Below are 21,787 nucleotides of genomic sequence, written 5' to 3'. Positions count from 1 at the left end.
TGACAAACAGTCCGGTTTCTTTTTTTATATAATCCCCTTTATTTACGGCAGAACTGAACTCCCCATCAAATATCGGTCAACTTCACGCGCCACTTCACGGCCTTCATTAATCGCCCATACGATTAAACTTTGGCCTCTTCTTGCATCCCCTGCGGCGAAAACACCATCGATATTTGTTTTATAATCCCCATATGCTGCGCTGATTTTGTTGTTATTAGAATCAACACCAAATTGTTTTAAAAGCGGCTGTTCTGTGCCTTCAAAGCCGATAGCGATAAAGACGAGCTGAGCAGGCCATACTTTTTCAGTTCCAGGCAGTTCACGGAACTCGTATTTTCCATGCTCATTTTTCACTTTCTCCATTTGAATCGTATGGAGCTCTTTCAATTTGCCGTTTTTATCGGCAACCAATTTTTTTGTTTGGATCGAATATTCTCTCGGGTCTCTTCCGAATTTTGCTTCTGCTTCTTCATATGCATATTCAAGCGTAAAGACGTGCGGCTGTTCAGGCCACATATTATCATTCGTGCGAGCCGGAGGAAGTTTCGGGTGTTTGCCGAATTGGTGCACACTTTTGGCTTTTTGGCGCAAAGCGGTAGCCACACAGTCAGCTCCTGTGTCTCCGCCTCCGATCACGATAACATCTTTCCCCTTCGCATCAATGAATCGCTTGTCTTTAAAGTTAGAATCTAAATAGCTTTTTGTAGCAAGCGTCAAGTAATCCATCGCGTAGTGAACACCTTTTGATTCGCGCCCCTCGATTAATAGATCCCGCTGTTTTTGAGCACCTGTGCAAAGGATCACGGAATCAAATTGCTCTTTCAGCTCATCAGCCGTTATATCAACGCCAATTTCCGTATTTGTAATAAAATCGATTCCTTCTTGCGTCAGCAACTTAATGCGGCGTTCGACAATTCCTTTTTCAAGTTTCATGTTTGGAATGCCGTAAGTTAAAAGTCCGCCCGCTCTGTCTGCGCGTTCAAATACAGTGACAGAATGTCCAGCTTGGTTCAGCTGGTCAGCACTCGCCAGTCCGGCTGGGCCCGATCCAACGATAGCAACTTTTTTGCCTGTTCGTTTTTTCGGAATCCTAGGCTGAATCCAGCCATTCTCAAACCCTTTATCAATAATGGTCCGTTCAATATTCTTAATCGATACGGCCGGATCGGAAATCGCTAGTGTACATGACCCTTCACAAGGAGCGGGACAAACCCGCCCTGTGAATTCAGGAAAGTTGTTTGTTTTCACAAGCCGTTCTAATGCTTCTTTCCATCTGCCTCGGTAGACAAGATCGTTCCATTCAGGAATTAAGTTGTAAATCGGACAGCCGGATGCAAATCCATTAATGTCAGCACCGATCTGGCAAAACGGTGTACCGCAATCCATACACCGCGCCCCCTGCCGTTTCGACGCTTCTTCTGAAAAAGGAGCAGAATATTCCTTCCAGTCCTTTAAGCGAGTGAGAGGGTCTCGCTCAGCTGGTTTTTCTCGTTTGATTTCCATAAATCCAGTTGGTTTCCCCATGTTCCTCTCCCCTTCCTTACTGTACTACCGCTTGTTTTTGTCCCGCCGGCGTTTTTTTCTGCTTTGGTTTCGTATTGGCTTCAAACGCGTACATGACGGCTTCTTCCTCAGATAAGCCCGCAGCTTTCTGTTCTTCGATGCTCGCAAGCATTTGTTTATAGTTTTTCGGAATCACTTTAATGAATGTTTTTACACTGTCTTCCCACTGTTCAAGCAGGTCTGCTGCTTTTTGGCTGTTTGTATACGCAGCATGCTTTTCAAGCATTGCTTTAACTTGTTGAATTTCTTTTTCATCCTCTAATGACTCAAACAAAATCATTTCAAGGTTGCATTTGCGTTTAAATGCTTTTACATCTTCGGCCAATACATACGCGATTCCGCCGGACATACCAGCCGCGAAGTTTTTGCCGACATCACCCAGTACGACAACACTTCCGCCTGTCATGTATTCACAGCCGTGATCACCAATGCCTTCCACAACAACATTCACACCGCTGTTCCGAACGGCAAAGCGTTCACCTGCACGGCCGTTAATATATGCTTCTCCGCTCGTCGCGCCATAGAATGCTACGTTGCCGATAATTACATTATCATGTGATTCGGAGTTGAATCCTTCCGGTGATTTGACGATGATTTTTCCGCCAGACAGACCTTTTCCGACGTAGTCATTTGAATCTCCGTCTAAATAAAGCGTCATACCTTTTGGAACGAACGCTCCAAAGCTTTGGCCGGCTGATCCTGTGAATTGCAGCTTAATCGTATCTTCCGGAAGTCCTTCTTCACCGTAACGTTTCGAAATTTCACTGCCTGTTACAGTGCCTGCTACACGGTTTGTGTTATTGATTTCGACTGAAATATCAGCTGCTTTTCCCGATTCGATGGCATCCTTTACAGCAGGAAGAATCGTTGTGATATCGAGCGATTGATCAATTTTATGGTTTTGCGGCGTTTGGAATGTCCGTACGCCTTCCGGCTGATATAGAAGTGTGGACAAATCAAGCTGGCTCGCTTTCCAATGCGCCTTTGCCCGCTCACTCACGTTAAGTGCGTCAGTGCGGCCGATCATTTCATCGAAAGTTTTAAACCCTAATGCAGCCATGTATTCACGGACTTCTTCAGCAATAAACAACATGTAGTTCACAATATGATCAGGATCTCCCATGAACTTTTTGCGAAGTTCAGGATTTTGAGTCGCTACCCCGACAGGACATGTATCCAAATGGCAGGCGCGCATCATAACACAGCCGAGAACAACTAACGGAGCAGTTGCGAAACCGAATTCTTCAGCGCCGAGCAATGCGGCCATGACGACGTCCCGGCCTGTCATAAGCTTTCCGTCTGTTTCTAATACAACACGATCACGGAGTCCATTCAGCATTAAGGTTTGGTGCGCTTCTGCAAGGCCAAGCTCCCACGGAAGCCCTGTATGTTTAATGCTTGTTTTAGGTGAAGCACCTGTACCTCCGTCGTAACCGCTGATAACGATGACATCTGCAGTTGCTTTAGCAACACCCGCAGCGATCGTTCCGACACCAGCTTTTGAGACCAGCTTCACGCTGATTCTTGCATCACGGTTCGCATTTTTTAAATCGTGAATCAGCTGGGCTAAATCCTCGATTGAATAAATGTCATGGTGCGGAGGCGGTGAAATCAATCCGACCCCTGGTGTTGATCCGCGGACATCGGCAACCCAAGGATACACTTTATTGCCTGGCAGCTGTCCGCCTTCTCCCGGTTTTGCGCCTTGCGCCATTTTAATCTGCAGCTCATCGGCGTTGACTAAGTAATGGCTTTTTACACCGAAACGTCCGGATGCAATTTGTTTGATCGCGCTTCTTCTGTCATCGCCGTTTTCATCAGGCACAAAGCGTTTTGGATCTTCTCCGCCTTCACCGCTGTTGCTTTTTCCGCCCAAGCGGTTCATCGCAATCGCTAATGCTTCGTGGGCTTCCTTGCTTAATGATCCAAATGACATCGCACCTGTTTTAAAACGTTTGACAATCGATTCAGCAGATTCTACTTCCTCCACTTTTAGAGGCTTGCGGTTTTCATCAAATGAGAACAAGTTTCGCAGAAATCCGATTCGTTCTTCATCTGCCGCTTTCGTATATTGTTTAAACAGATTGTAATCATTTCTGCGGCACGCCCATTGCAAGGTATGAATCGTTTTCGGGTTAAATGCGTGATGCTCTCCGCCGTTTCTCCATTGGAAGTCACTTCCCGGTTCAAGCGTTTTGCTGTAGTTATCTTTATACGCTTCCTGGTGGCGGCGCTGCGCCTCTGCCGCAATGGTATTTAAGTCAATGCCGCCGAGCTGTGATGCTGTTCCCGTAAAATAACGGTCAATCACGTCACGGCTGATTCCTACCGCTTCAAAGATTTGGGCGCCCCTGTAGCTCTGTACAGTAGAAATCCCCATCTTCGACATCACTTTTACGACACCTTCGGTAATGCTTTTTCCATACTTGCTGACCGCTTCTTCATAGCTGATATCTAAGCGGCCTTCGTCAATTTCCTGCTTGTAGGTCGCATATGCCAGATAAGGATTGACAGCATCAGCTCCATAGCCGATTAGAGCTGCGAAGTGATGAACTTCACGTGCTTCTCCTGATTCAACGATAATGCTGACTTTCGTGCGCAATCCTTTTTGGATTAAATGCTGGTGCAGTGCGCTGACTGCTAATAGCGGCGGAATTGGCGTTAACTGCTCATTCATTGCTCTATCGGACAAAATCAAAAGACTGACGCCTTGGCTGATTGCTTTCTCAGCTTGGGTGAACATGTCTTTTAACCCGCGTTCAAGATCTTCTGAAAACAGCACATTCATTTTTTGGCTTCTTAAATCAGGATGGACGATCGTTTTCAGCGCATAAAACTGCTCATTGGATAACACGGGTGTATACAGCTTGATTCGGCGGACGTTTCGTTCATTCGGATGAAGGAGATCGCCTTCTGCTCCGAGCCAAGTCATTGTTGAAGTCACGAGCTGCTCGCGAATCGCGTCAATCGGCGGGTTGGTAACCTGTGCAAACAATTGCTTAAAATAGTTAAACAGCGATTGCGGGCGATCAGACAAAACAGCAAGCGGCGAATCGTTCCCCATTGAGCCGAGAGGATCTTTTCCTTCTTTAATAACAGGAATTAAATATTTTTGAATATCCTCATATGTGTATCCAAACGCTTTCTGACGCGTAAGAAGATCCGTGAACTGCTCTTCCTCTCTTGTTTCCGGATCAGGATTCACTTGCACAAGCTCTTCCTCAAGCCATTTTTGGTACGGATATTCAGTTGCGATTTGTGTTTTTACTTCTTCATCAGAAATGATGCGGCCTTCTTCCAGGTCAATTAAAAGCATTTTTCCTGGTTCAAGGCGGTTTTTATATAAAACGTTTTCCTGTTCAACCTCAATAACACCGACTTCAGATGAGAAAATAATATAATCATCCTTTGTCACATAATAACGGGCCGGACGTAAACCATTACGGTCGAGTATTGCGCCGATTTGTTTTCCGTCAGTAAATGAAATGGCTGTCGGACCGTCCCAAGGCTCCATCAATGAGCTGTGATACTCATAAAACGCTCTTTTTTCTTTAGACATGTGCGTATTTTCTGTCCATGGCTCAGGAATCAGCATCATCGCCGTATGTGCCGGCTTGCGTCCCGCCATAACGAAAAACTCAAATGCGTTATCTAAAATGGAAGAGTCACTGCCGTCAGCATTCAGAATCGGAAGAATTTTATTGAGATCCTCACCAAAACTTTCAGACACAAATTGCTGTTCACGTGCTCTCATCCAGTTGATATTTCCTCGAAGGGTATTAATCTCACCATTGTGAACCAAATAACGGTTTGGGTGTGCTCTTTCCCATGTAGGGAAGGTATTAGTGCTGAAGCGTGAATGAACTAGTGCAAAAGCGGATACGAATGCCTCATCTTGCAGATCGGAATAAAACGCATCAACCTGTTCAGGTGTTAAAAGGCCTTTATAAACAATAGTTTGGCTTGAAAGACTGGTAAAATAAAAATCTAGACCTTCCGTTACTCCCCAGTTTTCAGCCTGTTTACGAATGACATACAATTTTCGCTCAAAGGACAAATCATCCTTCAGGTCAGAACTTGCGCCAATGAATACTTGACGGACAAACGGACAGCTTTTTTGTGCTACTGTTCCGATTTTTCCGACATTTACAGGTACAGTTCTCCATCCAAGCACAACTTGGCCTTCCTGTTCAATCAGTGCATTGATTTGCTTTTCGATTTTTTTTCTTTCATCTTCCTTCTGCGAGAAAAAGACCATTCCTACCCCGTAACGTCCTTTTTCCGGCAGATTGATGTCTTTGCACTCTTTCTTAAAGAAAGCATCAGGGATTTGAACCAGTAAGCCGGCACCGTCTCCCGTATCCGGATCACTGCCTTGACCTCCTCTGTGGTCGAGCTGGCAAAGCATCTGCAGCCCCTGTTTGACGATGTCATGTGTCGCCTTTCCTTTTAAGTGCGCATATAGGCCGATTCCGCATGCATCATGTTCAAATTCAGGACGGTAGAGACCTTGAGCTTTTGGCATTTGATTGTAAGTCATAATTCCTCTCCCCCGATCAGTTTCCGATAATACCGGTCATAAAATCTAACAACTCTAATATTATTGTAGGTTTTCAAAACGATATAAACAATATATAATTTAGATCAAAAGAATCTCAAAATGAGATAGATGGATGTGAGACTTACATGGAGCTGCGCCAACTGCGTTATTTTATGGAGGTTGCTGAACGGGAACACGTTTCAGAAGCCGCTGATTATCTGCATGTGGCCCAATCAGCAATCAGCAGACAAATTGCAAACCTTGAAGAAGAATTAAATGTTACTTTATTTGAGCGTGAAGGGAGAAATATCAAACTCACTCCGATTGGAAAAGAATTTTTAATTCATGTCAAAACAGCGATGAAAGCCATCGATTATGCAAAAGAACAAATTGATGAGTACCTTGACCCGCATCGCGGAACCGTAAAAATCGGCTTTCCTACAAGCCTCGCCAGTCAGCTTCTGCCGACTGTCGTTTCGGCATTTAAAGAAGAATATCCGCACGTAGAGTTTTTGCTGCGCCAAGGCTCTTATAAGTTTCTGATTGAAGCTGTCAGAAACCGCGATATCGATTTAGCGTTATTAGGACCGGTGCCGACGAATTTTCCAGACATAGCAGGAAATATTTTATTCACGGAAAAAATTTACGCGCTTGTACCTTTAAATCATCCGCTCGCCAAACAAAAAACGGTCCATTTAATCGATTTGCGCAACGATCAATTTGTGTTGTTTCCGGAAGGATTTGTGCTCAGAAAAATGGCGATTGACTCTTGCAAACAAGCCGGGTTTGCCCCTCTTGTCTCTACAGAGGGTGAGGATTTGGACGCTATCAAAGGATTGGTGTCCGCAGGTATGGGTGTCACCCTTCTGCCGGAGAGTACTTTTGCTGAAACGACACCCCGATTCACTGTGAAAATTCCAATTGAGTTTCCTCAAGTGAAACGGACTGTCGGAATTATTAAGCCGAAAAACAGAGAGCTTGCACCGTCAGCGCAGGATTTTTATGAGTTTGTCATTCAGTTTTTCTCCAAATTGGAACAGTATCAATAAAAAAGAACCCGAACTTCTCCAGAGAAGCTCGGGTTCTTTTTGCTCCCATGTATTTCTTCTATTTAATATACAGGCAAAGATAAATCCACATGGCATACAAACGCTTCTGGATCAATCACCGCTTTGTTTTTCATGCCTTTATTTTTTTCAGGTGTCTCAAGCTGCGAGGAAGAATAATTGACGATCCCAAGACCGATGTCTTCACCATGAGAATCAGTTAGGCGGACAACAGCGCCGCTTTTAAATTTCCCTTTAATCTCCCTTACACCATCTGGGTATATATGCGATTGACCGTCAGCTATTTGGCCGGAACAGTCATCTGATAAAACAATTTCACCTTCTGGTCCGGAATTAAAAGCGATCCACTGCTCTTTTTGATTCAACGGAAGCGTTCCCTCAGCTTCAAAATAGGTGCCTTCCGCCTCTCCATGAACAGCTTGATATAATATATCTGCAGCGTCTGCCTGGCCAAGAAATCCTTTTATGCCGGATGCCATTACAATTTTAAACGCATCCAGTTTGGACCGCATGCCTCCGGTGCCGACCTCGCTGTCTGTATCGCCTGCACACGCTTCAATTTCCGGTGTAATCTCACTGACTCGCTGCACCCTTTTCGCTTTTGGATTAGTTCGCGGATTGCCGTCATATAAACCGTCGATATCCGATAAAATCACAAGCAAATCCGCATCGATTAATCCGGCGACTTTGGCCGCGAGTGTATCATTATCGCCAAACTTAAGCCGATTGACGGTCACTGTGTCATTTTCGTTAATTATCGGGATAATACCGCGTTCGAGCAGTACATTCATCGTGTTCCGAACATTGTGATATCGGTATTCATCAGAAAAGTCGCTTCTTGTAATTAAAATTTGGGAAGCCACATAACCGTGCGCCAAAAATAGCTTTGAATAAGCCTCCATCAGCAACCCTTGACCGATTGAAGCAGACGCTTGTTTTTCAGGCAGATTTTCTGGTCGCTGAAGAAATCCGAGCTTGCGATACCCTGCAGCTACTGCGCCGGAAGAAACCAGGATGACTTCATAACCGGCGTCTTTTAGTTTGGCGACCTGGTCCACTAAAGCTTCCAGTTTGCGAATGCTGATTTCCCCATGAAGACTTGTCAATGAACTGCTGCCGATCTTCACGACAACTCTTTTCATTTCTGTTTCAGATGTCACTTTATCACTCCTGTTTTATAGCGGTGCCGCTGTTTTTTCGATATCATCGCTGATTTCCTTTGAACGCTTAGCCGCATGTTTAATGGCTTGAGAAATGGCTTCTCCTCCGCCGCTGTTCTTCAAGGCCTGCAATCCGGCAGCAGTCGTTCCATTTGGCGAGGTGATATTATCTCTCAGCACCTCAGGCTGTTCTCCTGTCTCCATCAGCATTTTTGCAGCACCCAAGAGTGTCTGTGCACCGATGCTTCGTGATAAATGTTTATCAAGGCCCGCTTCCTCGCCTGTCTTTTCGATGAATTCCATTAAATAATAAAAATACGCAGGGCCGCTGCCGGCAATTCCCGTAAAAATGTCCATTTGATTTTCCTGGATTGTATACACTTCACCCATGCAGCCGAGCAAAGCCGCCGTCAGTTTTTCTAAATCATCTGTCACATGCCTGCCAAGTGCGATGGCAGTTGCAGAAGCGCCGATCATACTTGATGTGTTAGGCATTACTCTAACAACCGGCTGTTGATTATGCAATGATTGTTCAATATAAGAGGTGGTTATGCCGGCTAGCACCGACAAAATTAATTGATGGGGTTGGATGCGTGTTTTTAAAGATGACAGAGCGCTTTCGGCATCTTTTGGCTTCATCGCCAAAATGAGCACATCCATGTCTTCAATACATAAGTGATCCGGCGCCACGCCTTTGATTCCATATTGAAGTTCAAGCTCAGCTAATCGCTCTGTATTGCTGCGGTTTGTAACGCAGATGTTTCGTTTTGGGATTTTGTCGGCACGAACGATACCTGATATCATTCCTTCCGCCATAGATCCGGCTCCAATAAAAGCTACTTTTTTTTGATCAAAGATCGGTAACATCTCCTTTGTTCGCTTTTTTGTTCGTATTTTCACACGTTTAAAATGTTACCACGTGAGGAAATGATGTCAAGTTTGAAGGTCACTATTGATTTGTATTGTTTCGTTTCGACAAATATGTATAATGAAAAACAGAAAACACCCGATACTCGTGATTATGCCGGGTGTTTTCTATGTTAAAAATTATCTGACAGTGCTTTTTCAATCAGTTTCTTGCAGCGATCCAGCTCTACTTTCAGCTGTTTTTTATACAGCTTGGCTGCCTCGTAATCTTTAAATTGATAGAGGACCACTTCTTGGAGCTTAGCCCCTTCTTTCTTTACTTTGATTTGTTTTAATATCCCATCATCAAGAAGCTCATGCAAAGACCGGTAAACCTCTGTATGGTTTGGTTTAAAACCAATCTCTTTAAATTCTGATCGAAGCACTTCCAGAAGCTTTAATCCGTAAAGTCTTTTCTGCTCAGTCATGGTAATCATATAAAGCTTCAAAAACGCGCGCTGCTTGACTAAAAATCCAGTGGAACTTCTTTTTTCTTCTTTCATCGGTCTGCACCCCTTCTCTGTATACTGAGAACACCATGTACTAAATATTCAATTTTTTCCTGTTGTTCTCCTTCTTCTATTAATAACATGATAATCAAGTTATTTTGTGTTTGATGTTTGTATGGCTGGAGGGAATAAAAAAAGATAAAATGAACATTTGGTACATAGTTTGTTTGGTTCATTATAACTTGTTTTCGCTATGATCTTCAATTTAAAACTATTGTCCGGTTTACATTTTCTTCAATATATGTCCGTTGAATTGAAAAACAGCCTTTGATAACGTATCAATAAAGGAGATGATAAAATGACAAAGCAAACAGCGTGCCCTGCCAAAGAAGAACGTTACGCCAACTTAATTCCCATGAAAGAATTACAATTCGAAAAGGATCGTCTTTTCCCCTTCCCGATTTATGAAAAGCTTCGGAAATCGTCTCCTGTCCGCTATGACAAACAGCGTGATTGCTGGGATGTTTTTAAGTATGATGACGTTCAATTCGTCCTGAAAAACCCCAAACTTTTTTCATCCAAACGCGGCATACAGGCAGAAAGCATTTTAACAATGGACCCTCCGAAACATACCAAATTACGTGCACTCGTCAACAAATCGTTTACTCCAAAGGCAGTGAAACAAATCGAAACCCGCATAAAAGACGTTACAGCACTCCTTTTACAGGAGGCGCGGCAAAAAGACACAATCGATATGATAGATGATATAGCAGGCCCCCTTCCTGTTATTATCATTGCTGAAATGCTTGGAGCACCGATTGAAGACCGGCACATCATCAAAACATACTCCGACGTGCTCGTTGCCGGAGCGAAGGACAGTTCAGACAAATCTGTCGCTGACATGGTTCAAAAACGCCGGGACGGCCACGCTTTCTTAAGTAACTATTTTAGAGACATTCTATTAAAACGACGAGCCCAGCCAAAAGAAGATTTGATTACGATGCTTTTGCAGTCAGAAGTCGATGGAGAATATCTAACAGAAGAGCAGCTGCTCGGTTTTTGCATTCTACTTCTTGTCGCGGGAAACGAAACGACTACTAATTTGATCGCGAATGCTGTTCGCTATATCACGGAAGACACAGCCATGCAACAACAGATAAGACAGAATACAGACTATGTGCCTAATATAATAGAAGAAACACTCCGCTATTATCCGCCTGTTCAAGCCATCGGACGAGTTGCAGCAGAAGATACAGCGCTTGGCGGAGCATTTATAAAGAAAGGATCTTCCGTTATCAGCTGGGTCGCGTCAGCCAATCGGGATGAAGCTAAATTTTCTGAACCTGATCGTTTTATCATTAACCGCCCCTCCTATCCCCATCTCAGCTTTGGGTTCGGAATTCACTTTTGCCTCGGCGCACCATTGGCCAGGCTCGAAGCAAAAGTCGTTCTTTCCTCCCTCTTGTCTATGTCCGCTTATATTAAAAAAGCTGATGATGAACAGAAACTCGAAGCGGTACCAAGTCCTTTCGTGTTTGGTGTTAAACATTTACCTGTGCGGATTGAATATAAATAAAAAAAGCCTGTCGCTAGACAGGCTTTCGTTTTACGGATTTGTTGACCACAATCCTGCAGATTTAATGAAAATACGCGGATCTAATTTCAATTGAGCCACCATATATTCAGCAAGATCCTCAGGCTGCATAACCTTTTCAGGATTACCGTCTGTCAGGTTCAGTTCAATCGACATATCACTTGCGACAGTGCTCGGCGTTAACGCGCTGACTCTGATATTATGCTTTCTCACTTCTTGCATGAGAGATTCCGTTAACCCAAGAACGGCAAATTTGGATGCGCTGTAAGCGCTTGTGACAGCTGCTCCTCTTTGGCCGGCTGTAGAAGAAATATTAATAATGTCACCAGCTTTGCGTTCAATCATTTCAGGAAGCACTGCACGAGTAACATGGTATACACCCATTAGGTTCACTTGAATGATATTTTCCCATTCATCAGCGGATAGATCTAAGAATCCGCCAAATTTGCTGATTCCCGCATTGTTAATGAGAATATCAATCTCGCCTAGCTCCTCTTTAATAGAAGCCACAGCTTGATCAACATGCGCCGCATCCTTTACATCCGCAGCGGCAAACGCAGCTTTCACACCAAGTGCTTTTACTTCTTCTGCGACTTTCTCAACATTGGCGGCAGTTCGACCGATTAAACCGATATTTACGCCTTCTTTCGCAAGCGCAAGAGCTGTAGCGCGTCCAATCCCTCTGCCTCCGCCTGTGATAAGAGCAGTTTTATTTTGTAAACTTTGCAATTGAAGCACCCTTTCTTTGTTTACATATGTACGATAACACATTATAAGCACAAGAAAACCAATACGCAAATGATATGAACTGCGCAACTATCATTTCACCTGCTTAAAATAAGCGAAATAGGGTATGACATTAGAAAAGGGGTGAACATATGGTTATCGTTTATATCAGTATCGCAGTAATAGCCATTTCAATCATTTACTTAGGGATAAATGTGATTCAAAACAAGAAGAAAATAGATCCCGCCATGAAGGAACTCACTGCAGTTACGCAATCCATGCAAACACAAGTTGAAATGGTAAAAACGGAAGCACAACAGCTGTCTCAAAAACAAAAAATGATTCAGTACGATGTTGAAATGAAAAAAACCGCGTTGCAGCAGACTGCTGCTGAAGTGAAAGAAGCCCCTCAAGCAGTTAAAGAGGTGTGGAACGCGGGACATTTGAATAGAGGTTAAATATGAATGATATCCCGTTGTAACGTTTAAAATGGACAATGGGATATCATTTTTAGGGAGGTTCGCCCATGATTGAAAACCGCAGCGGTTTAGCATCATTTGCAGAGAAACTAAATACTCTTCCGGTATCAAAACCGCTTTCGAAAACGGATTTGCTTACTTCCCCATTTCGCATACACCAAGAAAACGCGCTTGAAATGTACTATTCACCTCATAATGAATATATCAATCAAGATGCTTCTATTGTGATTTCAGGCATAACGCCGGGTTTTTCACAGATGAAAACAGCTTATGAAACAGCCGCAGAAAGCTTGCGCAAAGGCCGATCTCTAGAACAGATAGCTTTAGACACCAAAAAAGCGGCAGGACTTTCTGGAACTATGAGAGATAACCTGATTGCGATGCTGGATCAATGCGGGCTGCCACAGGTTTTCGGCATTCAAAGCGCCGCACAGCTTTTCGGCCACTTGCGCCATATGCTTCACACCACTTCTGTTATCAAATACCCTGTTTTCATTCAGCAGAAAAACTATACAGGACATCGTCCAGCTATCCCCCGCTCATCTATGCTAAGCACTTATGCATATAAGCATTTTCCCGCTGAACTTGGAAAGCTATCGGGCCCTGCTCTTCTTATCCCGCTAGGCAAAGCAGCCGAAACAGTCTGTGAAACACTGATCAGGGAAAACAGCAAATGGCGGCTGACCTGCCTACACGGCTTCCCTCACCCATCAGGCGCGAACGGCCATCGAATGAAACAATTTAAGAAAAACAAAGAGGAATTAGAAAAACAAATTCGCTCCTTTGCTTCATCAAATTCGATTTCGTTATAGAAAAGAGGAAATAAAAGGGATATGATAAAGCTACATACATTAGGGAGGGATTGGATGTTTCCTGTATTAGAAACCGGCAGGCTTATTCTAAGAGAGTTGACAGAGAAAGATGCGGAAGCCATTTTTACTTGTTTTTCAAACCATGGCGTCACACGCTACTACGGACTCGATCCCTTTGAAAGTATAGATCAAGCAAAAACAATGATTCATCAGTTTGCCGAGAATTATCAAGAAAAGCGGGGAATACGGTGGGGAATTGAAAGAAAAGACACCAAGGAACTCATCGGTACGATTGGCTTTCATGCTTTGGCCCCCAAGCATAAACGTGCAGAAATCGGTTATGAAATCAGCCCGGCGAATTGGCGAAACGGCTATGCGTCAGAAGCCATTTTAGAAATTGTGTCTTTCGGCTTTGGTACCCTTGAACTAACGAGAATCGGTGCAGTTGTTTTTATGGAAAATGAAGCGTCAAATCGTTTGCTGTTAAAAATGGGATTTGAAAAAGAAGGCGTATTAAAACAATATATGTACCAAAGCGGTGTCCCTTATGATACAAATGTTTATTCTATTATAAAATCATGAAAATCAGAGAATGAGCAGAGATTCTAGCTGCTCTTTCCTAAGTCTCTCGTCTGTTTTCACTCCGCAGGATTGCATCTCAAAATATCACAGGTAAAATACTCACAGTAGCTGAAGTCAAAAGGACCGCATTCGATCGCAGCATTGGCGAAGACGGAGCCTTGTCATATAAAATGTCCGGTTCTGTATTCGTGCCAGCAATGACGCTCATTCTTAAAACTCCCTAATAAATAACTCACTATAACGAAACAATAAAAGATGCATAGCGCTCTATGCATCTAGTGACATCCATTAATAAATCCCTTTCTTCATCCTGCTTCTTGTCATAAAGCCACCAAAGAAATAAAATAATGCCGACCAAAGAAAGATATAAAAAAGCTGAAATTTGAATTCCCGCACTGTCTGCCCTAGTTCTATCCCATGGATAAAAGTCATGAATGTTTTTTGCGGCAGAATCGCACAAAGTGCATCTAAGACGGGGAGATTAGTCGTAAAAGAAATAAAGCAGCCTGACAATACAGACGTAACCACACTGATTCCGCTCGTCACCAAGCTTAAGTTTCGATCCATAACTGATGCCATAAAAATAGCGAATGACGCTGCAAGCACTGCGAGAACAGCCAGCAGTTCAGCAAGGATGTCCAAGCGAAAGCCAATATCCACATGAAATAATATTGTTGTCATCACAATGGCCAGATAGGTTGGTATGTATAGACATAAAAATGTAAAGATAAACTGAACACTCAGGTATTTGTTCTCGTTTACGGGTGACACTAAAATCCGCCTGAAGGTTTTAAGCATGCGGTCTTCAGGATACAAGGCAGTGAGCGCGACACCTTGCATAAAAACAAGCATTACGATAAAACCTAAGATATTTGTGCCAGTCCCTCTTTCAGCCCTTATTTTATCCTCTCCTTTATAGCTGTTCGGCATTTTCCCAGTCTCAAAAAGCTCCCGAATCATTTCTTTATCCGCTTCACTTTTCAAAGTGGTTACCTTGTAGTCTTGATGATTTTTTTCTACGACTGCTGCATATTTTCCTAACACAAGATCAGAAAACCTCGGCTTTTGATGGACCATAACCACTCGAAAGGCAGAATCTTTGGGGAGATTTTTCATTTCATCCTGCTCCGAGACAAATGCAATGGTTTCTTTTAAGACCGGTTTACCGGAAAAAAGAATCGCTGCTCCAACCATCAGCGGAATGATAATCACTGCAATGATGATAACGGCTTTCTTCGCCAGTATTCGTTCCCACCTATTTCGGAATAGATTCAGCATACATATCCCTCCGGCTTAAAAACAACATGGGAAACGGCAATACAAACGACTGAAGCAAAGAGAAGAATGGATACCACAGGCAGCAAAATGCTGAAATCATGATCATAAATGAGGCGAAATGAGCATTCCGCTACCCATTTAACCGGAGAAAATACGGAAATTTCATTTACGGTATCTCCAAATCTATGAATTCCGAAAAAAACGCCTCCAAAGAAAACAAAAAAAGCAACTGGAATTTGCATGATACTATTCGCCTGTTCTTCATTTTTGAAAATGCAGCAAAACATGGTGCCGAAACAGCAGCCAAAGAACAAAAAGACATGCAGCAAAAGCAAGATATACGGAAGGTCTTCTCCGCCAAAGTTCAATTTAAAAATCGTTTGGGCCGTCCATACATTCATGCTGTACAATATCACACTGAATATGTAAGTTGATAGTAATTTTGAAAGATAAATACTTGTTTTCGAAACGGGTGCGTATACAAGGCGGATGTTTCCTCTCTTCACCTTTTCTTCCATAAATGTGTTGGACGCGGTCATTGCAATCAGAGCCGCTGAGAAAATGATCATATTCACCCCGTAATAATCGTATGAACTGATACCATCTGCCCCAAAGCAGTTTTTTGTGACAAAACCCATGATCATAATAAGAATGAAAGGAAAAATCGTATTAGCTAAAACGAGAACCGGATTCCTTAAAATATTCATAAAATCAAATGTCATTACTTTTATCAAACTCATGTTGCCTCTCCTAATCTCTTAAATTTCTTCCCGTCAGCTCCAAAAATACCGTTTCTAATGATGCCTCTTGACTGCTCATATGCATAATGCTGCATCCTTGAACACTTAATTCTGCTATGATTTCACTTAGGAGATCTTGGCTCTTTCGGACTGTAACTTTCAATTCACCCTCTATGGAGTGTGCTTTTATAACCCCTTCTATATCCATCAGAATGTTTTTGTTTAATTTATCTGCATTCGCCAGCTGAAAAGAGTAAGTCATTTCTTTATTTACTTTTTTGTACAATTCATCTTTCGTCCCGTTAGCAATGATTTTCCCCTCATTTATAATCATAATCCGATCAGCAATAGCCTCCGCTTCTTCCATATAATGAGTTGAGTAAATGATGCTCGCTCCTTTTTCTTTCAGCAATTTAATAGACTCCAATATGTGGTTTCTTGATTGAGGGTCTATCCCAACAGTCGGCTCATCCATAATAATCAGTTTCGGCTGATGGGCAATAGCACAGGCAATGTTTAGTCTTCTTTTCATCCCGCCTGAAAAAGTCTTAGGCTTATCATCTTTACGATCATATAGCTGTACAAGCTCCAAGGCCTCCTTAACCCGGGCTTTCAGCTCTTTTCCTTTAAGAGAATATAGACTGGCAAAAAAGCGAACATTTTGCTCAGCAGATATATCCTCATAGATGGCGATATCTTGAGGGACGATTCCGATGCCCTTTTTCATTTTCTTTGCGCTGTTTTTTACATTATGGCCCAATATCGTAACATTTCCGGAAGTGGCCGACAGTACTCCGGATAAAATATGAATCGTTGTGCTTTTTCCTGCTCCGTTTGGGCCAAGAAGCCCAAGGACTTCACTCTCCTTTACTTCAAATGAAATGCCGTCTACTGCAGTTTTGTTCGTGTACTGCTTTTTCAAATTTTCTATTGATGCCACGCTGTTCATACGTATCTCCTTTTTACATTCTCCGTTTTGCGAACTCCTGAAGTATTTTTATTTTCAGATCATCACGTTCTTGTTCAATTTCAAAGTCACGAGCATCTTCTTCGAAACCATCCTGCTCTTCTCCGTCAAAACTGTATAGCTTTTTCAATAAATTCCACAGTGTCTCTAATTCTTCCGTCGAAAACCCCTGAAAAATATCAGCCATAAAGTACACAGCTTTTTCACCGCACTCCTCTAAAACGCGTTTTCCAGAATCGGTAATTTTCACATTAACCGCACGATTGTCACGTTTACTTGGCACAGTAACGGCATATCCTCTTTTTTCAATACTGCTGACAAGCCTGTTTATGTTCTGTTTCGACGTACCTAATTTTCTGGCAATGTTGTTGAAAGTGGTTTCTTCTTCCGGTAAATGCAGTATGGAGACCATCGTCATAAATTGCCTAGTCGTTAAGCTCTCATAGTACTCATCACCTCGTGATTGAATTTTGTTTAAAACAGAAAAAAGTGTAGCGTAAGACTGCTGCATTAAAAATAAATCTTTTAGTTCTTTAGAAAAGTTCATTATAATCCTCCTAAAAAAGACAATTTGTTGTCTATATCATCATAGCACTTCGTTTTGATTTGTCAACATATTGTCTATTTTATTTCAAAAAACTAACATCCTCGTTTGCAAAACATACACATATTGATCAATATGAAAAAGGTATATCATGGCTCGGCAACGTATAGTTGATGAAGAAAAAGCATTGAAATCAGCCTTTTTTTTGAAGATCTAATTGAAGAGAAATACGGAGACCCTTAAATCGTCCTACAATGGTTGAGCCGTGCCCTGCAAAGATACACTTAAAAAAGGCATACAATCATGAGAGTTAAAAAGCGATATAAATGCAGAAGCGATCGCCTAAACTATTTATTGAGCGGACTCCTAATGATGAAGTCCCGTCCAGAACAATGATTTGCGTGGCACTCTATAACTGAAGCCATTGCTGAAAAAAATCATGAAAAGCGCCCTGAAACAGGGCGCTTTTCATCAGGATGCATATTGAGGGGAAGTCTCTTTCTGTACTTCTTTTTCTTCAGGTAGCTTAATACATTTCGTCATGACTGCACTCGCAAGATAAAGCACCGCAAAAATCCAGACAACGCCTTGTGCACCGACGAGTCCAATGAACATCCAAGCTAAAGCAGGTCCGACAAATGCCGATAAGCCGGCTGCGAGGTTCAAAACGGACATGGCGGCTCCTTTGTCTTTTCCGGCAACTGTCGGCACAATCGCACCAATCGGCACGTAGCCTGCCAGCAAACCGCCCCAGATAAAGCCGACGATGCTCACAACCGCTATATTCCCGCCTGAAAAAACTGGCGCATAGTATAATAAAACAGTGAAAATGCCGCAGCCGACTCCTCCAAACCAAATGACGGTGTTTTTCCATCCGAATTTATCACCGACAATTCCAAAAATGAGGTTAAATACAATGTTGCCCAGAAAAATCGTTCCCCAAATCTGCAGCCACACATTAGTTGAAATGCCGTGCTGAGCCATGTGCATCGGCAAAAACACAGGGAAACCATATGTGCCGATGCTGTTGATGATTCTAATCATTCCTCCTGTCAGCACCCGCGGATTGGTAACAAGAATGGTAATCCCTTTTAAAAGCTCCTCCGCCGTTTCTGATCTTTTTCTTTTCTTCTTTTCAAACCGGTCTTTATTAATAAACAACGCGAAGACTGCACCGAGGCATACCCAGAAAATAGAACTCCAAAGCGTATTTAAATAACCAAACGTTTTAATTGCATAACTTGAATACCAAGCACCGAAAACAAACATGCCCAGACAATACGCAATCCAAAACCAGCCGACAGCTGTGCTTAGCCTGTTCTGCGGTGTTCTGTAGATGACCCATGTCAAGAAGGAATAAGCAAAAAGCGGGTATCCTAAGCCTTTAATAAAGTAAGTCACATACATGACAGGCAGATTTAGCTTTTCAAATCCAAAGACAATAAAAGCTGCTGTACCGATCACATAAAACAACAACCCCATAAACATCGTCCGCTTTGCGCCAAATGCTTCCAGACATACACCCGAAAACCATGAAGCGATGGCCAGTGAAATGCCGTATATACTAAAAATCGAAGCGGATTGCTGAACGGTGAGCCCATTTTCAATCAGAAAAGGACTGAGCCATCCTTGTTCAAGACCGTCTCCCATCATAAACAGCACAACCCCTAAAAACCCCCATGCCAACCGCTTTGGTATACCAATTTTATCCAACATATCTGTATCCTCCTTAGATGCTTATCCCAATCACCGTATTACCTCATTAAAGTAAGAAAATGTATAATTCCTCAATTGGCGGCAAATTCCGCCTTATACTAATACCTTGTTTCCCGATGACGGCTCTAACCCTGAAAAGAAGCGTTGGACCTGCTTCCACTCCTCGTATAAAGTCATTTCTATCCGGCAATCCTGCGGTTCTATCACCCGAACACTTCCAGACATTTCTTCGGTCAATCTAAAGGCCTCATTGCAAACCACAGCAGCACCAACGACTGATGCCTGACTGTACCCTTCTTTGACATAGATTTTTTTCTGAAGAAGATTGGCGATATATTGTGTAAATGCTCTGCTTTGGAATCCGCCTCCGCATCCCCACACATAGTCACGATCAAACGGAGTGATCTCTGTTAAAATGTCAAAGTTCCATTTGATTGAACATGCAATCTCCTGTAATGCCGCGCGTACAAAATGCGCTCTGCTTAAATGGGCTGAAAGCGGTACATCAAAAAGAAAGCCGCCTTTCGTCAGGGCGTTTTTTTCTGCCGATAAATACGAGCCGAGGGAAGATACACATGCATGATCTACCTTAGCAAGAGCAGCAATCTCTTCTTCCATCACATCGTACGGTTCATTCGGATAGAAAATATCCTTTAGTTTTTGAAAATTCAGACCTGTTACCCCGGGATTTGTCTCCGCAAGCCACTGTCCTTGATCTGTGTGGCAGTTTAGCCAGGCTTTAATTTGTCTGTCCCCATGAATTTCATCTATAATGTTGGTAATCGGTGTTGTCGTACCTGATACAATGACTGCGTCTCCCAGAGCAGCACCAGTGCTTTTGACAGCAAGCTGTGTATCTCCCCCGCCCGCTATAACCTTCGCATGATGTGATAGTCCCAATTCTGCCGCATACTCATCTGTTATCGATCCAATGACTGTTCCCGCTCTTACTAGAGGCGGAAGAATGGATGGCGAGAAACCGAATATACCGCACATCTCTTCTGACCATGTATTTTGTTTTACATCAAACAGCAGCGTTTCCGTCGCCTGTGAAGGTTCATATGTCAATACTCCGCTCAACTGATACGTCACCCAATCACTAATGCTTGTGAAGCTTGCAGTTTTTTCCCATAAGGAGGGCTGCCGGTGCTTTAAACCATAAAGCTTGAGCGCTGAAAAAAGCGCAGTCGGCAGACGGCCTGTTCGGCTGTATACTTCTTCCCGATTCGGTATGTTTTCCTCCCACTCCCTGCCCCGATTGTCAATGTTGGGCAGACCGAGGAAAGACTCACCATTTTGATCAAGCAGCACGATCCCCTGTCTTTGACTTGTTGAAGTGAGACCAATAATTTCAATATGATGAGAACGAGAAATCGCACGTCTAGCCAGATTCATGATTTGATTCCACAGCGCCTGTGGAGAAAAATAGCGGCTGTCCGGGTAAAGCGGCTCGGTCGTATATACAATGTCCTCCCGTTCAACCGTTTGAACGCTGCCCGACACACTTACGACCGCAACTCTTGCATTGCCAGTGCCAATGTCAAATACGAGATAACCTTTTTGTTTCGTCATCCTGATGCCCTCCTTTTCTTACACCTCTGCTTTAAGATCGTTTTTGTTATATAAAGTCGGAATATTGAGAGTTTTTTCACCCTTCCACTTTTTAAGCGCTTCGTTCAGAATGGTAACGTGATGATCCTCTACTTCAAATGTTGCTCCTGCTAAATGCGGTGTTGCCAGAACATTAGGCAATGAAATAAATTCATAATCCGATTGCTCTGGCGGCTCATGATAAAAAACGTCTAATATCGCACCTCTGATTTTACTTTCTTTCAATACAGATAAAAGATCCTCTCGGTTTACCACGACAGCTCTTGATGTATTCACGAAAATGGCGCTCTCTTTCATCAAGTCAAAATACGGCCGATCAATGAGGCCAAGCGTATCATCTGTACGCGGCAGATGAACAGAAACGATATCACTATCTGAAAAAACCTTCTCCAGAGAAACTTTTTCATATTGCGGATAATCGTGCTGTACGTATGGATCGTAATACAAAACCTTGCAGTCAAACGCAGCCAGCAGTTTTGCAATTCTTTGCCCAACCGCTCCGAATCCGACCATACCCACGGTTTTTCCTGTTATTTCATTACCTTTGAATTTGGCATACGCCTGCAAATAATCGCTGTTCCATTTTCCATCCTTTAGCCATTGATTAGAGGTATTCGTGTGCCGGAGAAATGAAATCACATTTCCAATAAACATTTCAGCAACAGCTTGTGCGTTGCGCCCAGGTGTATAGAAAACCGGAATGTCTCTGTTTGACGCTGCTGCTATATCAACATTGGAAGGCATTCCCCTGCATACTCCCACAAATGAAAGTTCCGGCATTGATGCAAACACATTCTCTGTCACCTGATCAAGCTCAGTAATCAGACCCGTCGCATTTGATTCTTTTAATAGCTGAATCAATTCATCTTCCCTGTATGCCCGGCCGTTTTCTTTCCAAGACTGATAAACAACGGAACCGAACAATTCTTCAAGCTCTTTTCGTCCTTCTTCGTTGTACGGTGCTGTAATCAAAACCGTCATGATGCAAAACATCCTTTTCATCGGTATTTTTCACAAAAAAAATCTCTCTCCAAAGATGGAAAGAGATTCATG

The 21,787-nt window shown here is 43.0% G+C and carries 17 protein-coding genes and 1 pseudogene; 5 read left to right on the top strand and 13 right to left on the bottom strand.

From position 1 onward, the window contains the following. Window positions 1-42 precede the first annotated feature (42 nt). A complete protein-coding gene (gene gltD / locus M1D69_RS10845; protein WP_458103772.1) occupies window positions 43-1,524 on the bottom strand; it encodes a glutamate synthase small subunit in 1,482 nt (493 codons plus the stop codon). A gap of 16 nt (window positions 1,525-1,540) precedes the next feature. Next, window positions 1,541-6,103: a glutamate synthase large subunit gene (gene gltB / locus M1D69_RS10840; protein WP_458103773.1), complete on the bottom strand. Its 4,563-nt coding sequence runs from the start codon at window positions 6,101-6,103 to the stop codon at window positions 1,541-1,543. Between the two features lie 146 nt (window positions 6,104-6,249). Between gltB and gltC the strand changes: the two genes are divergently transcribed. Next, on the top strand, window positions 6,250-7,152 hold the full coding sequence (gltC, locus tag M1D69_RS10835; RefSeq protein ID WP_024121635.1) for a glutamate biosynthesis transcriptional regulator GltC: 903 nt from the start codon (window positions 6,250-6,252) through the stop codon (window positions 7,150-7,152). A 62-nt stretch (window positions 7,153-7,214) separates the two neighbouring features. Here gltC and proB read toward each other — a convergent pair whose 3' ends face one another. The 3 genes from proB to rtp all read right to left on the bottom strand — a co-directional run bounded on the left by proB (window position 7,215) and on the right by rtp (window position 9,739). After that, a complete protein-coding gene (gene proB, locus M1D69_RS10830) occupies window positions 7,215-8,330 on the bottom strand; it encodes a glutamate 5-kinase (RefSeq protein WP_458103774.1) in 1,116 nt (371 codons plus the stop codon). 15 nt (window positions 8,331-8,345) lie between these two features. Continuing rightward, window positions 8,346-9,224 (bottom strand): pyrroline-5-carboxylate reductase, encoded by an 879-nt coding sequence (gene proC / locus M1D69_RS10825; protein WP_458106165.1) that lies wholly within the window; start codon window positions 9,222-9,224, stop codon window positions 8,346-8,348. A gap of 146 nt (window positions 9,225-9,370) precedes the next feature. Beyond that, a complete protein-coding gene (gene rtp / locus M1D69_RS10820) occupies window positions 9,371-9,739 on the bottom strand; it encodes a replication termination protein (RefSeq protein WP_010334473.1) in 369 nt (122 codons plus the stop codon). A gap of 304 nt (window positions 9,740-10,043) precedes the next feature. On the opposite strand from rtp, the gene M1D69_RS10815 reads away from it, so the two are divergent. Continuing rightward, window positions 10,044-11,261 carry a cytochrome P450 gene (locus M1D69_RS10815; RefSeq protein ID WP_458103775.1) on the top strand — a complete coding sequence of 406 codons (1,218 nt, stop codon included), beginning with the start codon at window positions 10,044-10,046 and terminating at the stop codon, window positions 11,259-11,261. A 30-nt stretch (window positions 11,262-11,291) separates the two neighbouring features. Here M1D69_RS10815 and M1D69_RS10810 read toward each other — a convergent pair whose 3' ends face one another. Next, the gene (locus M1D69_RS10810; RefSeq protein WP_059293344.1) at window positions 11,292-12,008 is read right to left on the bottom strand and encodes a 3-ketoacyl-ACP reductase; all 717 of its coding nucleotides are present in this window, start codon (window positions 12,006-12,008) and stop codon (window positions 11,292-11,294) included. Between the two features lie 149 nt (window positions 12,009-12,157). Between M1D69_RS10810 and M1D69_RS10805 the strand changes: the two genes are divergently transcribed. The 3 genes and pseudogenes from M1D69_RS10805 (at window position 12,158) to M1D69_RS10795 (ending at window position 13,878) form a co-directional block, all read left to right on the top strand. Then, entirely contained in the window at window positions 12,158-12,463 is a 306-nt protein-coding gene (locus M1D69_RS10805) for a DUF948 domain-containing protein (protein WP_458103776.1), read from the top strand. Window positions 12,464-12,531: 68 nt separating this feature from the next. Beyond that, a pseudogene (locus M1D69_RS10800) lies at window positions 12,532-13,310 on the top strand (hypothetical protein). 40 nt (window positions 13,311-13,350) lie between these two features. Further along, entirely contained in the window at window positions 13,351-13,878 is a 528-nt protein-coding gene (locus tag M1D69_RS10795; RefSeq protein ID WP_458103777.1) for a GNAT family N-acetyltransferase, read from the top strand. Between the two features lie 288 nt (window positions 13,879-14,166). Here M1D69_RS10795 and M1D69_RS10790 read toward each other — a convergent pair whose 3' ends face one another. The 7 genes from M1D69_RS10790 to M1D69_RS10760 all read right to left on the bottom strand — a co-directional run bounded on the left by M1D69_RS10790 (window position 14,167) and on the right by M1D69_RS10760 (window position 21,736). Beyond that, window positions 14,167-15,156 carry an ABC transporter permease gene (locus tag M1D69_RS10790; protein WP_458103778.1) on the bottom strand — a complete coding sequence of 330 codons (990 nt, stop codon included), beginning with the start codon at window positions 15,154-15,156 and terminating at the stop codon, window positions 14,167-14,169. Next, window positions 15,150-15,896 (bottom strand): ABC transporter permease, encoded by a 747-nt coding sequence (locus tag M1D69_RS10785; RefSeq protein ID WP_458103779.1) that lies wholly within the window; start codon window positions 15,894-15,896, stop codon window positions 15,150-15,152. The genes M1D69_RS10790 and M1D69_RS10785 overlap by 7 nt, the downstream gene beginning before the upstream one ends. Before the next feature lie 10 nt (window positions 15,897-15,906). Further along, window positions 15,907-16,845 (bottom strand): ATP-binding cassette domain-containing protein, encoded by a 939-nt coding sequence (locus M1D69_RS10780; protein WP_458103780.1) that lies wholly within the window; start codon window positions 16,843-16,845, stop codon window positions 15,907-15,909. A 13-nt stretch (window positions 16,846-16,858) separates the two neighbouring features. After that, entirely contained in the window at window positions 16,859-17,410 is a 552-nt protein-coding gene (locus M1D69_RS10775; protein WP_458103781.1) for a MarR family winged helix-turn-helix transcriptional regulator, read from the bottom strand. Between the two features lie 468 nt (window positions 17,411-17,878). Beyond that, complete coding sequence (locus M1D69_RS10770; RefSeq protein ID WP_458103782.1) at window positions 17,879-19,123, bottom strand: RbtT/DalT/CsbX family MFS transporter; 1,245 nt, start codon at window positions 19,121-19,123, stop codon at window positions 17,879-17,881. Window positions 19,124-19,216: 93 nt separating this feature from the next. After that, window positions 19,217-20,695 carry an FGGY-family carbohydrate kinase gene (locus tag M1D69_RS10765; protein WP_458103783.1) on the bottom strand — a complete coding sequence of 493 codons (1,479 nt, stop codon included), beginning with the start codon at window positions 20,693-20,695 and terminating at the stop codon, window positions 19,217-19,219. A gap of 18 nt (window positions 20,696-20,713) precedes the next feature. Then, the gene (locus tag M1D69_RS10760) at window positions 20,714-21,736 is read right to left on the bottom strand and encodes a 2-hydroxyacid dehydrogenase (RefSeq protein ID WP_458103784.1); all 1,023 of its coding nucleotides are present in this window, start codon (window positions 21,734-21,736) and stop codon (window positions 20,714-20,716) included. Between the last annotated feature and the right edge of the window lie 51 nt (window positions 21,737-21,787).

The sequence above is a fragment of the Bacillus sp. PK3-037 genome (assembly GCF_054161355.1).
Note: the sequence above shows the minus strand (reverse complement) of the source record. Positions and strands in the feature narration are given on the sequence as shown.